Raw genomic sequence first — 16,513 nt, forward strand, 5'->3', positions numbered from 1 at the left:
AAGAAAGGAAAAAAGATGCTAGAAATGAGATATATCCGTGAAAATGCGGATAAAGTAAAAGAATTTTTAAAAAATAGAAAAAGTGATTTTGATTTGGATGCACTTTTAAAATATGATGAAGTGAGAAGAAATCTATTGCAAGAAGTGGAAATGTTAAAAAAGGAGAGAAATGAATCAAGTTCGTTAATCGGAAAATATAAAAAAGAGGGAAAAGATACGACTGAACTGCTTTCAAGAATGCAGGAAGTGAGCGCAAAAATAAAAGAATTGGACCAAAAATTGGCTGAAAATGATGAAAAACAACTTTTATTGAATTATACAATTCCAAATAAATTAAGTCCTGATACGCCAATTGGAAATGACGAAGATGACAATGTGGAAATAAGAAAATGGGGAACTCCACGAAAATTCGATTTTGAAATAAAATCTCACGATGAATTAGGAGTTAATCTTGGAATTTTGGATTTTGAAAGAGGTGCAAAATTGGGAGGTTCAAGATTTACAGTTTATAAAAATGCAGCTGCTAGACTTGAGAGAGCGTTAATTGCTTTTATGATTGATGTTCATACGCAAGAAGAAGATTTTGAAGAAATTTTTACGCCGCAGCTTGTAAAAAAAGAAATGATGGTTGGAACTGGACAGCTTCCCAAATTTGCCGAAGATGCTTATAAAATTGAAGGTGAAGAAATGTATTTGATTCCAACAGCAGAAGTAACTCTTACAAATTTACATAACGGGGAAATTTTAGATGAAGAAGAATTACCTAAGCATTACTGCGGATATACGGCTTGCTTTAGAAAAGAAGCTGGCTCAGGTGGGCGTGATTTAAAAGGACTGGTTCGTCAACATCAATTTAATAAGGTTGAAATGGTAAAAATTGTAAAACCTGAAACTTCTTATGATGAACTTGAAACAATGGTAAACAGTGCAGAAAAAATATTGCAAAAATTGGAGTTACCATATAGAGTGATTTCACTTTGCAGTGGAGATATAGGATTTAGTGCGGCAAAAACTTACGATTTGGAAGTTTGGGTACCAAGTCAAGATAAATACAGAGAAATATCATCTTGTTCAAATACTGAAGACTTTCAGGCAAGACGTGCTATGATAAAATATCGGGATAAAGAAACTAAAAAAAGTCATTTTGTACATACATTAAACGGTTCGGGACTTGCAGTGGGAAGAACATTACTTGCGATTATGGAAAATTATCAACAAGCTGATGGAAGTATAAAAATACCAGAAGTATTGGTGCCTTATATGGGTGGAATGACAGTTATTAAATAGAAAAAATTTCTTCGGGTTGTCATAAAAAGTGATTGAAATTGGCTTAATTACCAATTTTATCAAACAAATACTATAAACCGGATTTATTGAGTTGTAGAAATAATGATTAAGTGAAAAATGACTGTTTCCTATAAAATAAAAGTTAAAAGAAATATTTTTATTTGTTTGACTAAAATTCGTAAATTGAGTTAAAAAGGAGGAAAATCATGAAGCAAATTATATTCAATATTTTGAAATTTTTGGTAGTTATGATAATCTTTGGAGGAATCGTACTTTTTCTGGAATGGTATGGTTATTTACATCATAATGATTTTTTAGCTATGTTAAAAGGATATACTGTTGAAGGTCTTGATATTTCACATCATCAGGATAAAGTAAATTGGAATAGAGTACCTAAAAAGTATAAATTTATTGTATTGAAAGCAACAGAAGGTCAAAATTTTTTAGATTCAGATTTTTCATATAATTGGAATAATGCCAGAATAAATGGATTTACAGTGGGTGCATATCATTTTTTTACTATGACGAGTAGTGGAGAGGCTCAAGCGGACTTTTATATAAGTAAAGTTCCATATTCAAACAAAACTTTGCCACCAATTATAGATTTAGAGATTTCTACAAAAAAATATAAAAAAAATGAAGTTTTGACAGAGTTAAAAAAGATGGTACAAAAATTGGAAAATTATTATCAGAAAAAAGTGATTTTTTATGTAAATTACAAAACATATAATGGTTATATAAAAGGTGAATTTTTGCAAAATAAACTTTGGATAACGGATTACAAATACTATCCAAAAATAGCAGAAGACGGAAGATGGATAATTTGGCAGACTACTAAAAAGGGAAGAATTGAAGGAATTCCGGGGTACACTGATAAAAATGTATTAAAAAAAGGGCTTACGGTAGAGCAGCTAATAAAAGATAGTAGATTGGATTAGAAAATAAAAATTATTTTTATTTTAATTATTGATTTTTGTAAAAAAATTTGGTAACATATAAGTGGAAAATTAATTTATTAATTAAAATATTTAGGAGGCAAAAAAATGAAATATCATTTTAAAGATTTAGGGTTAGTAAACACTAAAGAAATGTTCGCTAAAGCAAACAAGGAAGGGTATGCAGTTCCAGCGTTTAACTTTAATAATATGGAACAATTACAAGGTATTATTGAAGCAGCTGTTGAAACTGGTTCTCCAGTAATCTTACAAGTTTCTACAGGAGCTAGAAAATACATTGGTAAAGAAATGTTGCCTTGGATTGCTAAAGCTGCGACAGCTTATGTTAAAGCAGCAGGATCTGATATTCCAGTAGCGTTGCACTTAGATCATGGTCCAAGTTTTGAAGAAGCTAAAGATTGTATTGAATATGGATTTTCTTCAGTAATGTATGATGGTTCTCACTATCCATACGACCAAAATGTTGCAGAAGCTAAAAAAGTTGCTGATTTCGCTCATCAACACGATGTAACAGTTGAAGCTGAATTAGGAGTTTTGGCTGGAGTTGAAGATGATGTAAAAGCAGCTGAACATATCTACACTCAACCCGATGAAGTTGAAGATTTCGTTTCAAAAACAGGAGTTGACTCACTTGCAATCGCAATTGGAACTTCTCATGGAGCTCATAAATTTAAACCAGGTGAAGATCCTAAATTAAGATTAGACATCTTAGCTGAAATTGAAAAAAGAATTCCTGGATTCCCAATCGTATTACACGGTTCTTCAGCAGTACCTCAACAATTCGTAAAAATGATTAAAGAATATGGTGGAGAATTAGCCGATGCAATTGGTATACCTGATTCAGAATTAAGAAAAGCTGCTAAATCAGCAGTAGCTAAAATTAACGTAGATACTGACGGAAGATTGGCATTTACTGCAGGAGTTAGAGAAGTGTTTGCTAAAAAACCTCAAGAATTTGACCCAAGAAAATATTTAGGACCAGCTAAAAACTATATCAGAGATTACTATAAAGATAAAATCAAAAATGTATTCGGATCTGATGGTGCTTACAAAGCAGGTTCTGCAAGATAATAATTTTAATTAAAAAAATTAAAAAATTAATTCAAAAAGGGAAAGTTAGTGTGATTTTTATTGATTATTTACTAGCTTTTCCGTATAAATCTGCATTAATATTTAAAAAATATATAAACCGTAGAAATTATGGAGGTAACTTGATAAATATATGTGGCTAGTAATCCACGCATATTTTTCAAGAAACCTGTACCGTAAGAAATGGAAAGTTCAGTCTTTAAAATGAGATGAAAATTTTTTTTTTCATCTTTTTTTTGTAAAATATTTAAAATTAATAAAAAAAATGAATAAGATAGAAATAAGATAGAAAATGGCATTAATATTAAACTGGATAATAACGAGGAGGAAAAATGAAAGTAAAAGGAGAAACAAAATATATATTTGTTACAGGTGGAGTTGTTTCTTCGCTTGGGAAAGGGATTGTTGCTTCATCGCTTGGAAGACTTTTGAAAGAGAGAGGGTACAAAGTTACAATACAAAAGTTTGATCCTTATTTGAATGTGGATCCAGGTACAATGAGTCCTTATCAGCACGGAGAAGTTTTTGTAACGGAAGATGGTGCAGAAACTGACTTGGATTTGGGACACTATGAAAGATTTATCAATGAAAATCTTACAAAGTATAACAATCTTACATCGGGAAAAATAATGTCAAGAATTATAACAAAGGAAAGAAAAGGGGAATTTTTGGGACGTACGGTTCAAACAGTTCCACATGTTACTGATGAAATTAAAAGTAATATCAAACTCGCTGGAGAAAAAACTGGTGCAGATTTTGTAATTACTGAAATTGGTGGGACAATTGGAGATATTGAAAGTGACCCTTTTATTGAAGCGATTAGACAGTGGAAAAGAGAAGTCGGGAGAGAAAATATTGCATATATTCACGTAACCTTGTTGCCTTATCTAAAAGCTGCTGGAGAACTTAAGACAAAACCTACTCAACATAGTGTAAAAACGCTGCAAGGACTGGGAGTAGCACCTGATGTGATAGTTGTGCGAAGTGAACATCCAGTAAATCAAAGTATCAAGAAAAAAATCTCAATATTCTGTGATATTGACGAAGAAGCTGTGATTGAATCGGAAGATGCCGAAAGTCTTTATGAAATTCCACTAACAATGGAAAAACTAGGGCTTGCTGATGTAATATGTAAACATTTTAATTTGGAAAATAAAAAGCCATCTCTAAAGGAATGGAGTGAAATGGTAAATAAATTTAAACATCCAAAAAAAACGTTGAAAGTTGCAGTTGTAGGAAAATATGTGGAATTGAAAGATGCTTATATAAGTATTCATGAGTCAATAGAACATGCTGGATTTAACCTTGATACAAAAGTTGAAATTGACTATTTCAAAGCGGGAGATTTTGATATCAGTGTACTTTCAAATTATGATGGGATCTTGGTTCCAGGAGGATTTGGTGATAGAGGAATTCAAGGTAAAATAGATGCGATACAATTTGCAAGAGAAAATAATATACCATTTTTGGGAATTTGTCTTGGAATGCAGATGGCGTGTGTGGAATTTGCAAGAAATGTACTTGGCTATAAAAATGCGACTTCGACAGAGTTTGATAAAAATACAAAGACCCCTGTAATTAGCCTTATGGAAGAGCAAGAAGGAATTGAGGATATGGGTGGAACGATGAGACTTGGATCTTATCCGTGTGTGTTAAAAGACGACAGTATTGCTGCAAAAGTTTATGGAAATACTGAAATTGCTGAAAGACATAGACATAGATATGAATTTAACAATGTATACCGAGAAGAATTTGAAAAAGCTGGAATGGATATTGTGGGATTATCACCAAATGGAAAGTATGTGGAAGTCGTAGAAATTAAAGACCATCCATATTTTGTGGCTTGTCAATATCATCCTGAGTTTAAAAGTAGACCGAATAGACCGCATCCGTTATTTACGGGATGGATAAAAGCTGCCATAAAAAAAAGTGAAGGAAAGTAGGGAAAAAATTATGGATATTCAAAAAATTAGAAAAAATGTGAAAAAGTATTTGGATGAAAAAAGATATGCTCATGTGGAAAGAGTGGTGAAATGTGCAAAGGAATTAGCAGAAATTTACAAGGTGGATACGAAAAGAGCAGAAGTTGCAGCTCTTCTTCACGATGTGGCAAAATTTTTTGAATTACCTCAAATGCTTGATTTAGTAAAAGGAAAGTATCCTGAAATTGAAAATAAGATTTTTAAGACAAATGCGGTTTTGCATGGATTTGCAGGGGCTGAATTTGTGAAAAAAAATTATGATTTATTTGAAGTAGACGATGAGGAAATCTTGGATGCAGTAAGATATCACACAATTGGCGCTGAAAATATGACAACTTTGTGCAAAATCATCTATCTTGCTGATGCAATTGAAGAAAAAAGGGATTGGGACGGCGTGGAAACAGCAAGAGAACTGGCAACAAAAGATTTGGATTTGGCAATAAAATTTGAAATTGATAAAAAATTGGAATATTTATTGGACAGAGATACAGTTATTCATCCAAATATTATTAAGTTGAGAAATTCTGTCTTGAAGTAAATGTTTTTTTAAAAACAGAAATAAAAGTTATTTGAAAATTTAATATTTTTAAATAACTTTTTTGTTATTTTTATTTAAGGAAATGGACCGCTATTTGTCATTATGTAAAAAATAAAAAAACTATATTGATTAAAATAATATCTTATAATAAAAAATAAATTAAAATAAAAATTTATCCCTAAAATTTTTATTCTATTGATAAATAAGTCAGAGTAAAATAGTTAGGGGTAAATAAAAAATCTTATTTTAAGTTTTTCATTCAATCCAGAAAGTTACTAAAATAATTTTTTCTTTTTTAAGCAGAAGTGCTCATCGCCGCACCCCTGCACCCCGGCTAGTCTTCGACATTTTTATGCACTGCCAAAAAACTCGCACTAATCGTGCTCAAACAGTTTTGTCAGCACATAAAAATGCTCCGACGGTTTAAATTTTACTACCATACAAAAGTGTCGTGATTTTTTTGGAGTAAAGACGTCTGTCTGAACGAAGTGAGTTTCGGCTTTGCTTCAAAAAAATGCTTAGACGAGCGTGGGGATTATAAGGGGAAATGGCGGTCCTTTCCCCTTATGTAAAAAATAAAAAAATAATATTAAACAAAATAACATCTTGTAATCAAGAATAACCTAAAAAATTTGAAATTAAAAAATCTGCCCCTAAAATTTTTAAACCATCTGATAAATAAAAAAATTTGCTTTTTTTATAAAGTTGTGATAATCTAGATGAATAAAAAGATAGAAAAGGGAGATAGTTATGAGTATAATTTTGACATTGATATTGCTTGGAATTATAATTTTAATTCACGAACTGGGGCATTTTTTGACAGCAAAATTTTTTAGAATGCCTGTCTTTGAATTTGCAATTGGGATGGGGCCTAAGGTTTTTTCACGGAAAAAAGGAGAAACTGTCTATTCAATACGGGCTTTGCCACTTGGAGGATTTGTCAATATTGGAGGAATGCAGCCAGAGGAGCTTGACTTTGAAAATTTAAAAAAAGAAAAAATCGATGAAATCGCCAAAAAATTAAAAGACGAAGAAGAGTTTAAAAATGTGGAATTTGATGATGAAAAATTTGTGGATGAAGTGGAAAAAAGGCTAAATTTGGTGCTGAAAGAAGAAAAGGAAAGACAAAGTTATATTTCTAAAAACGGATTTTATAAAAAATCTCCGTTTGCAAGATTTATCGTTCTAATTGCCGGGGTCGTAATGAATTTTGTTTCGGCAATAATTGCAATTTTTATAATGCTTTCAATAACAAATATGAAGCCTATGGTACTTACTAAAGCTGTAGTTGGAGTAGTTAGAAATGATTCAAAAGTTAGTGGAAAGTTAAAAATAAATGACAAAATTTTGGAAATTAATGGAAAAAAAATTCAAAACTGGAAAGAAATGACTGATGAAATTTCAAAAATTAGTAAAAATTATAAGAATGAAGATATTTCACTGAAAATATTGAGAAATAATAGAGAAATAACACAAAATGTAAAATTGACCTATTACAATGAAGCAAAATCAAATTTACTTGGAATACAAGTTTTACAAAAAAAACTGACTTTAGGTGAAAAATTCCATTCAACTTTTTATACATTTAAAGAGTATTTTAAAATGACGCTTGTCGGTGTAAAAATGCTAGTTACAGGAAAAGTTGCACTAAAAGATATGACAGGACCAGTAGGACTTCCTAAAATAGTGAATTTGGCTTATAGTAGTGGAGGCTTGTTAGCTCTGCTTGGAATATTTATTTTAATTTCAATAAATATCGGAATAATGAATCTACTTCCAATTCCAGCTCTTGACGGAGGAAGAATCCTATTCGTATTGCCAGAATTTATTGGAATAAAAATTAATAAAAAAATCGAGGAAAAAATACATATCATTGGAATGATATTTTTAATGATTTTAATGTTAATAATCGTATTTTTCGATATAACAAAGTATTTTTAGAAAATTTTTTTAACAAATCTTAGCAAGAAGCTCCCACTTATAGAAGTGGGAGTAGTTTACTAATAAGGTATCGTGATTTTTTTGAGTAAAAATGATTGTTTGAGCACGTTTAGTGCGAGTTTCGGCTTTTTTTCCAAAAAATACTTAAACGAGTGTGGGGATTATAAGGGAGAATGGCGGTCGTTCCCCCCTTGTATAAAAAATAAAAAAAGCTGTATTAAGCAAAGTAACAATTTGTAGCTGAGAAGAAATGTGAAAAATGAAAAATAAAAAAAATATTGACAAAAGGGGGAAAAAATTATATTATATTTATTATATATAAAATGACCTATTAGTCATTTTAGGTAAAAAAATATGATTTTAGGAGAAAAAAGTTGGCTAGAAATTGTGAAAAAAAGAAAAAAAGAGATAAAATTTTAGAAAAATCTTGGGAATTGTTTAGAGTAAATGGTTACGAGGAAACAAAAATTGAGAGAATAACAAAGGAAGTGGGAATTTCAAAAGGAAGTTTTTATACTTATTTTAAGACAAAAGAAGATGTCTTATTTTCAATTTTAGAAAAAATTGAAATTGAAATTGAAAATTTACTAAAAAAAATAAATGTTTCAAAAGAGCCTTCCAAAATTTTGTACGAATTTTTGGAACGAAGGATGGAGTTATTTTTAAAATATGTGCGAAATATGAAATTGGAAAATTTGTATATTATGAAATCAGGTCAAATTGATAAATTTAAAAATAGGATAAATGTTCTTTATACAACTTTTATCAAAGATAGTATTATGAAAAAATATGAAAATGAAAAAGTTTGGAACTCGGAAATTATTTCAAAATATATAAATTCTTCAATAGAAAGTTATTTTTTTCAAGAAATTTTTGAAAATAAAGGAATAGATGAAGATTTTGAAAATAGAAGCAAGAAGGCAATTAAAGAATTTACAAAATTTATAGATAGCGCATTAAGATAAGTTTACTAGGAGGAAAAATGAAAAAAAATAATTTGAGAATACTGGTGTCATTATTATTGTTTATTGCAATACCAGCTTTTGCAGAAAAAATCTCAATTCAGGACGCTGCCGAAATGGCAATTAAAAATAATAAAGATATTAAAATAGGGATGTTAAAAACCGAACAAAGCAAAATTGATGTAGATAAAGCATGGTCTAAAAAGTTTTTTACAGTGGGATATACAGCTGGTGCAAATACGTATTTAGATAAAAATTTTTCCAAAACAGGAGAAAAGTTTCAACATTATTTGACTTTGTCGCAACCAATTTACACAGGTGGAAAATTAACATTGGGCCATGAGATAAGTAAAGATAAATTGACGCTTTCACAGCTTAATTTGGACAAAGTGAGAAAAGATACAATTCTAGAGACAGTTAAAGCTTATATTGATGTCTATGATGCTATGAGCACATTAGAAGTTTTACAAAAATCTAAGGAAACATTAGATGAAAATTTGAAGACACAGCAGGAATTATATGATTTGAGAATGACGACAAAGCCTGAATTTACAGAGGCTCAAAGAAGTGTTGCCGACGTTGAGGCACAAATTGTGGAACAGGAGGGAAATATCGAAGTTTCAAAAGAATCACTTGGAATCTTGATAGGAGTAAAAGATAGCTCAAAAATTGAAATAGTGCCTTTTGGAGTGGATGAAAACTTTACTTCGACGATTAAATTGGACGAAGATTTGGCTAAACTAAAAACTGATAACACAGAATATAAGATTGCAATGAAGCAAAATGATATTAGCAGAAAAAATATAAAAGTAGAAGAAGCGGAGTTTAAACCTACTGTCAATGGAGTTGTAAATTATGGAACACTTCAAGGGCAAGATAGATTTGGAAATCTTTTTAGAACAAAAAACTTTTCAAGTTCTGCAGGAGTAAATTTTAGCTGGAATATATTTGATTGGGGCGAAAGAAAAAATAGTGTAAAATATGCAAGAAAATCTCAGGAAATTTCAGAAGTACAAGTGGACCAAACGCTCGATACAGTTACTGCAAATATGAGAAAAACTTATTTTCAGTTAAGATCGCTTGAAAAAAGTATAAAAGCATTGGAATTAGCGGTGCAAAAAGCTGAAGAAGCATATGAAATGGAAAAAGAAAGATATTCATATCGTCTTATTACAATGGAAAATTTATTACAATCAGAAACTAATTTAAGACAAGCTCGTGTAAATTACGCTCAGGCAAAATTAAATTATTATTATTTGGTATCAAAATACGGAGCATTTTTGGATTAATAATTTAGACTAGAAAAAATGTAGGAGGAGAAGATGAAAATAAATAAAAAAATAGTTATGGTAATGGCAATTTTAGCGATGTTTGCAATTTCGTGTGGAAAGAAAAAACCAAAAACGTCAAGTAATTCAAGACCAGTAAAAGTTCAAATGCTAGGTCAAAATGAAATTTCTCTGGGATATTCTGCAAGTGGAACGATAAAAGGGATTGAAGAAATACCATATACAGCAACTTCAAGTGGAGAAGTTGTGGCGATAAATGCACAAAATGGAGATTATGTGGGCGCAGGTCAAGTGATTGTCTCAATCGACAATCAGGCGGCCAGATCTGGAGTGAGATCGGCAACTTCAAATGTGAGAACAGCTGAATCAAATATAAGTTCGGCAAGAGCTGACATTAGTGCATCAGAAGGAAACATAAGCTCAGCCCAAGCTGCTGTCGAAGAAGCAAGAATAAATTTTAGAAAATATCAAATGTTATATGAAAAGAGACTAATAACAGAAACTGATTATTTACAGGCAAAAACACAATTAAGTGCAGCACAGGCTAAATTAAATTCAGCAAGAAGCAGTTACAATACGGCAGTAAATTCGCTGTCTGCCAGAAGAAACAGTTTAAATTCAGCACAAGCAGATCTTGATACAGCAAGGGACACAAATAGCAAATCAAGTATAAAAACAAAAGTTGCAGGAGTAATCGCCAATATGAATCTGGAAAGAAGCCAGCAAGTATCAAATGGACAGCAACTATTTACTTTGGTAAATGAAAGTGAAATGAAACTGGAAATCGGGGTTTCGGCTGACATAGTTCAAAAAATACAAATTGGTTCACCAGCAGTTGTAAAAATTGATGATTTGAAGGGAAAAGAAGTCGCAGGGATAGTTTATGAAGTATCGCAAACAGCTGATTCGGCAAGTAGACAATTCATTGTAAAAATAAAACTTCCAAATGAAAATAGAGAACTAAAAAGTGGAATGTATGCAAAAGCCAATATTTCAACAGGAGCTGAAAATGGGTTAGTAATTCCTAAAAAAGCCATTGTTGTAAGAGGAGTTCAACAGATTATTTATGTTGTGAGAAATGGAAAAGCAGTGTCGATCCCTATAAATATAACAAATCAAAATGAAACTTTTGCAGCGGTTACAGGACAAGGATTGGCTTCTGGAGAAGAATTGATCGTCGATGGACAAAATGTAGTACAAGAAAATGAAAAAGTCAGAATTGTCAGATAATTGTTTTTTAAATTTAGTGAAAGGAGCATGCGATTTTTAGTCGTGTGAAAAAAAATGACAGTAGCAGAATTTGCAACAAAAAGAGTTGTATCCACAACTATGATACTTATATTTATGATTTTTTCTGGTTGGGTGGCAATGACAGGTATGAAACAGGAAAGAATACCAGATTTTGATATACCGATAGTCGTTATTAACGCTACTTGGACGGGAGCAACAGCGGAGGACGTAAAAACACAAGTATCAAAAAAATTAGAAGATGCGGCATTAAATGTAGATGGAATTAAAAATATTACAACTTCATCTTCTTATGGTTCATCAGTAGTTACAATCGAATTTAACTACGGTGTAAACACGGATATTAAACAAGTCCAAGTTCAAACACAAATAGATAAAATTAAAGGTGATTTGCCTAATGATGATAACTTTAGTGATCCGGTAGTTTCAAAAATGGATGCGACAGGTAACTCAAATATGGCGCTAATGATAGGAATTACGGGTAAAAATCAGCCACTTATAACATCATTTGTGGAAGAAACATTACAACCAAGATTAAAAAGAAATAGAGGGATAGGAAATATCACGATAATGGGGAATGCGACAAGACAGATTAAAGTTTGGCTGGATCCAGCTAGATTAAAAGAATATAATTTGTCTTCAGCAGAAATCTACAGTAAAATAAAAGCAGCTAACTCGATTACACCAGCAGGTACGATTACAGATGGTTCAAAAGAATTTATTTTAAAAGTGGATGGAGAAATAAAAGAACTTTCTCAAATTCAAGATATAATTATTTCAAATAAAGACAATAAAACCGTAAGACTTGCCGATGTCGCCAAAGTGGAATACGGAACAGAAGATAAAAAGGCATATGTATCGTATAACGGAAAAGATATGGTCGCAGTTATGATTCAGAAAAGTAAAGATGGTAACTTAGTGGAAGTTGCAAACAGAGCAAAACAGACACTGAAAGAAGCAAAACCATTATTTCCATCTGGTTCAGATTATACAGTAATAGTTGATAACAGTGAACAAGTTAGTGAATCAATAAAAAATGTCGCAAGTTCAGGTATACAGGCAATTATAATTACGATTATAGTACTTTTCGTCTTCTTGAAAAATCTTAGAGCGTCGCTTGTTGTGGGAGCGTTAATACCAATTTCGGCAATGTTTACTTTCTTTTTGCTTGCAACACAAGGAGTAACTCTAAATATGGTTTCGTTAATGGGACTATCACTTGCAGTAGGTTCACTTGTAGATAATGGAGTTGTTACGTTAGACAACATATTTGATCACATTCAGATCAACAAAGAACCGGCAAATGTTGCAGCTGTTCGTGGTACAAATGAAGTAATACTGCCGATGATGGCTTCCACCGCAACTTCAGTTTGCGTGTTTTTACCGATTATATTGTTTGAAGGACTAGCAAAAGAAGTATTTAAGGGTATTGCATTATCAATGATGTTTGCACTGTCCACTTCAATAGTTGTTGCCATGCTGTTGGTTCCGATGGCTTCAAGTTTGTTTCTAGATGTAGAAAAAATCTCAGGAAATGCTGAAAAAGCTGTTAAATTCAACGCTTTTAGAGATAAATATAGAGAACTTGTAGGAAAAGTATTGGAAAACAGATGGAAAACTGTAATAGGAGTAATAATAGCGTTTGTGATAGTTGTATTTGGAATAGGAAAAACAGTAAAGACAACTTTTTTCCCTACAATAGATGACAATCAATACTCAGTGGTAGCTTCACTTGCAACAGGACTTGATTTAAGCGTGTCAGAGGATATTGCAAATAAGATGGAAGCGGTTGTAAAAGCGGATCCCGCTACTAAAGATGTCAATGTAATTGCTATGAAACAAGCAGCAATAGTTAATGTCGACGTTAAAAAAGATACGATGAAAGCGATGGCTCGTGTCAGAGATAAATTAAAAAATTTACCAAACGTTACACTTGCAGTAGTTCCTCAAAAATCAGGAGGACGTTCGGTACAAAAAGATTATTCGTTCCAAATTGAAGGGGAAGATCAGGAAGAATTGGAAAGAATAGCAAACGCTATGATGGCTGATATGAAAACGCAGTCATGGTTCAAAGATATAAAATCTTCGACAGAAGGTGGTTATCCACAAGCTAAATTAGAAGTTGACAGGGTTAAAGCTGAAAGTTATGGAATAAGTGTAACAGATATCACACAAATGCTTTATATGACAGTTGCTGGAGCTGCAAATCCAATTGACGTAACTCAGAGTACAGAAACATTGGATGTGGTCTTGGAATTAGAAAAAAGTCAAAAAAATTCATTGGATAAAATTATGAATTTAGAGATAAAAACTAATCAGGGGACTTTTGTTAGGTTAAGTGATATCGCAACAATGCAGTTTGAAGAAAGTGCTTCGTCAATTTCAACTGAAAATGGTTCAAGAATTGTAACAATTGGTGCAAACTTGGACAGTTCAAAAGGATTTAATGACGCTGCAGCATTTATTCAAAAATCATTCCAAAAAACAAACCCAGCAGTTGGATATAAAATTGGGACAGCAGGACAAGCTAAAAATCAAGCTGAAATGGGTGGACAGATTATGAAAGATTTGTTACTTGCGATTGCTTTAATTTATACGGTACTTGCAGTTCAGTTGGAATCATTTATCTTGCCGATTATGATTATGACAACATTGCCACTTTCAATGATTGGAGTAATTTTTGGACTAGCGATAACTAGAGTACAACTTAGTATGTTCGTTATGATTGGTATCTTGATGTTATTTGGTATGGCGGTTAATAATGCGATTGTAATGCTTGATTTCGTTGCAGGATTGCGGAAAAAAGGCTGGTCAATACATGATGCCTTAGTAGAAGCCTGTGGTTCGAGACTTCGACCAATACTTATGACAACACTTACAACGATATTAGGATGGCTTCCAATGGTATTTTCAAACAAGGGAAGTTCGGGATACTATCAAGGTATGGCGATTGCAGTAATGTTTGGACTTTCATTCTGTACGGTCTTGACATTGTTCTTTACACCAGTGTTGTATTCATTAGTTGAAGAAAGAAAAGAACAAAAACAAAAAGAAAGAGAAGAAAGAAGAAGACAGCAAAAAGCAGAAGAAAGAAAAGGATATGAAAGAAAATAAATAATTTATTATAAAAGATTACTAGGAAAGGACAATGCTATGAAAAGAGTGGAAGTATATTACGATTCATATTTTACTGAAAAACTAAAAGAAGAATTGAGAGAATACGGAATCGAACAATATTTTATAGTTCCAATAATTTATAGTTCTTGGAGTAAAAATTTTAAGCATTTTAATACGCATGTTTGGCCAGGAACTGACAGTATGCTTATTGCCTACATAGAAGACGAACAGGCAAAAGAAATTTTACGGCTTATAAAAATTATGAAAATAGATTTAGGAAAAGGTATTTCAATGGGAGCAGTGATGTTTCCAATAGAAGATATTATTTTATAAAGTAAAAAAATCAGCAGAGATGCTGGTTTTTTTACTGTTTAGAGTTAGGAATAACATAGAGAATAAAAAAATTTTTTATTTTTATTTAAATATTTTTAAATTTATGGTAAAATACTTTGTAATTAAAAAAAGCACAAATTATCTTATTCCTTATGTTATAGATGTTTTTGTGTTAATTGATAAATTTAGAAAGGATGTAAGGTTATGGAAAAAATATTGGAGTGCAAAAATTTGAGAAAATCGTATAAAGAAAATGTAGCACTGAATAGTATTAATTTATCCGTTAATAAAAACAAAATAATCGGATTACTTGGTCCGAACGGTAGCGGAAAAACGACATTTATTAAACTAGCTATGGGACTTTTGAAGCCGACTTCAGGGGAGATGTTAATTGACGGGTTGCCAATAGGCGTGGAAACTAAAAAAATAATATCGTATCTTCCTGACAGAGATTATTTGGACAAAAATCAGAACATTGATTCGTTGATTCAGCTTTTTGTGGATTTTTATCCAGATTTCAATGAAGCAACGGCAAAAGAAATGTTAAAAGATTTAAAGATAGATACAACTGCAAAATTTAAAGCGTTATCTAAAGGAAATCGTGAAAAAGTGCAACTTATCTTAGCGATGAGCAGAGAAGCAAAATTGTATTTACTGGATGAACCAATAGCGGGAGTCGATCCTGTTACAAGAGATTATATTTTAAATACGATAATAAAAACTTACAACAAAAATGCGACACTTATTATTTCAACGCATTTGATTAACGATGTGGAAAAAATTTTGGATGAAGTAATTTTTGTAAATAATGGAGATATTTTGTTGTATGATTCTATTGAAAATATAAAAAAAGCTCATAATGTCAGCATTGATGAATATTTTAGGGAGGTGTTTAAATAATGTTTAAATTGTTTAAATATGATTTTAGAGCGATTAGCAGACGGCTTGTACCGCTATATTTAGTGGCAATTGTAATTGGAGTGGTAAATCAAATATGTTCAACAGTTGTAATTCGTATGAGTAACCATATATCAGAAGGAAATGCAGTTTATGCCATATTTTATGTTTTAAAAATGGTATTTTCATTTTCGTTTTTTTTAATGATGTCATATGTTTCCATTCTAACAATTTTTATTTTGATAACGAATTTTAATAACTCAGTTTATGGAAATGAAGGATATTTGATAAATTCTTTACCGATAAGTTCAAAAGACTTAATTTTTGCAAAATATTTTAACTTTGTATTTTGGACTTTTGTTTCTGGAATACTTTACATAATTTTTTATATAATAGGAGTATCTAACAGCATTCTTGCAAGTGGTCAAAATGTAGATATTCCAAAGTCAGAGTTAGATTTTATGAAACAGCGAATTTTTAGTAGCCCGTATTTTCCTAAAATTGTAGGAATAATAATAATTGTTGTAATTTGCTTAATCTTATATCAGTTATTATGTTCATGGATTTTTATGATGTGTGTAACTTTTGCAAATTTGGTAAAATCAAATAAACTTATTATGGGGATAGTTACTTATGTCATAACAGGTGTAATAATTGGGATAATTTATCTTTCATTAATGATAAGTTTTTTTCTAAAAGTAGAGTCACTTGCTAGTAAAGGCAATGGTGATGTCGCTGTGGTTTTTGACTTGGTTAGAAATTATGGAATAATTTGTATTATTATTGAAATTCTTCTAAATATTGGAGTTTTCTTTCTTATAAACTATATTCATTCCAAAAAAATAGATTTGGAATAGAAAAAAAAGTTGTAATG

13 protein-coding genes are annotated in these 16,513 nt (G+C 31.3%); all 13 read left to right on the forward strand.

Features of this window, described 5'->3' with window-relative positions; translation table 11 throughout:
• Positions 1–15: 15 nt before the first annotated feature.
• The 13 genes from serS (at position 16) to AXF11_RS07070 (ending at position 16,496) form a co-directional block, all read left to right on the forward strand.
• On the forward strand, positions 16–1,287 hold the full coding sequence (gene serS / locus AXF11_RS07005) for a serine--tRNA ligase (protein WP_068156355.1): 1,272 nt from the start codon (positions 16–18) through the stop codon (positions 1,285–1,287).
• Between the two features lie 206 nt (positions 1,288–1,493).
• Positions 1,494–2,225, forward strand: coding sequence for a GH25 family lysozyme (locus AXF11_RS07010; RefSeq protein WP_068156358.1), 732 nt, complete (start codon positions 1,494–1,496; stop codon positions 2,223–2,225).
• A gap of 105 nt (positions 2,226–2,330) precedes the next feature.
• The gene (locus AXF11_RS07015) at positions 2,331–3,314 is read left to right on the forward strand and encodes a class II fructose-bisphosphate aldolase (protein WP_068156360.1); all 984 of its coding nucleotides are present in this window, start codon (positions 2,331–2,333) and stop codon (positions 3,312–3,314) included.
• Between the two features lie 350 nt (positions 3,315–3,664).
• Positions 3,665–5,275: a CTP synthase gene (locus tag AXF11_RS07020; protein WP_068156364.1), complete on the forward strand. Its 1,611-nt coding sequence runs from the start codon at positions 3,665–3,667 to the stop codon at positions 5,273–5,275.
• A 10-nt stretch (positions 5,276–5,285) separates the two neighbouring features.
• Positions 5,286–5,852 (forward strand): bis(5'-nucleosyl)-tetraphosphatase (symmetrical) YqeK, encoded by a 567-nt coding sequence (gene yqeK, locus AXF11_RS07025; protein ID WP_068156368.1) that lies wholly within the window; start codon positions 5,286–5,288, stop codon positions 5,850–5,852.
• 750 nt (positions 5,853–6,602) lie between these two features.
• Complete coding sequence (locus AXF11_RS07030; RefSeq protein WP_068156371.1) at positions 6,603–7,793, forward strand: M50 family metallopeptidase; 1,191 nt, start codon at positions 6,603–6,605, stop codon at positions 7,791–7,793.
• Between the two features lie 374 nt (positions 7,794–8,167).
• Positions 8,168–8,758: a TetR/AcrR family transcriptional regulator gene (locus tag AXF11_RS07035; RefSeq protein WP_068156374.1), complete on the forward strand. Its 591-nt coding sequence runs from the start codon at positions 8,168–8,170 to the stop codon at positions 8,756–8,758.
• Between the two features lie 17 nt (positions 8,759–8,775).
• A complete protein-coding gene (locus AXF11_RS07040) occupies positions 8,776–10,044 on the forward strand; it encodes a TolC family protein (RefSeq protein ID WP_068156376.1) in 1,269 nt (422 codons plus the stop codon).
• 33 nt (positions 10,045–10,077) lie between these two features.
• Positions 10,078–11,274 carry an efflux RND transporter periplasmic adaptor subunit gene (locus AXF11_RS07045; protein ID WP_068156381.1) on the forward strand — a complete coding sequence of 399 codons (1,197 nt, stop codon included), beginning with the start codon at positions 10,078–10,080 and terminating at the stop codon, positions 11,272–11,274.
• Positions 11,275–11,328: 54 nt separating this feature from the next.
• Positions 11,329–14,406, forward strand: a complete 3,078-nt coding sequence (locus tag AXF11_RS07050) for an efflux RND transporter permease subunit (RefSeq protein WP_068156384.1) — start codon at positions 11,329–11,331, stop codon at positions 14,404–14,406.
• Between the two features lie 39 nt (positions 14,407–14,445).
• Complete coding sequence (locus AXF11_RS07055) at positions 14,446–14,742, forward strand: PG0541 family transporter-associated protein (RefSeq protein ID WP_068156387.1); 297 nt, start codon at positions 14,446–14,448, stop codon at positions 14,740–14,742.
• A gap of 204 nt (positions 14,743–14,946) precedes the next feature.
• Positions 14,947–15,642, forward strand: a complete 696-nt coding sequence (locus tag AXF11_RS07065; protein ID WP_068156393.1) for an ABC transporter ATP-binding protein — start codon at positions 14,947–14,949, stop codon at positions 15,640–15,642.
• Positions 15,642–16,496 (forward strand): hypothetical protein, encoded by an 855-nt coding sequence (locus AXF11_RS07070; protein ID WP_068156395.1) that lies wholly within the window; start codon positions 15,642–15,644, stop codon positions 16,494–16,496. Before AXF11_RS07065 ends, AXF11_RS07070 begins: the two co-directional genes overlap by 1 nt.
• The last annotated feature ends 17 nt before the right edge of the window (positions 16,497–16,513 follow it).

The organism is Leptotrichia sp. oral taxon 847, from assembly GCF_001553645.1.
Lineage (GTDB): Bacteria > Fusobacteriota > Fusobacteriia > Fusobacteriales > Leptotrichiaceae > Leptotrichia.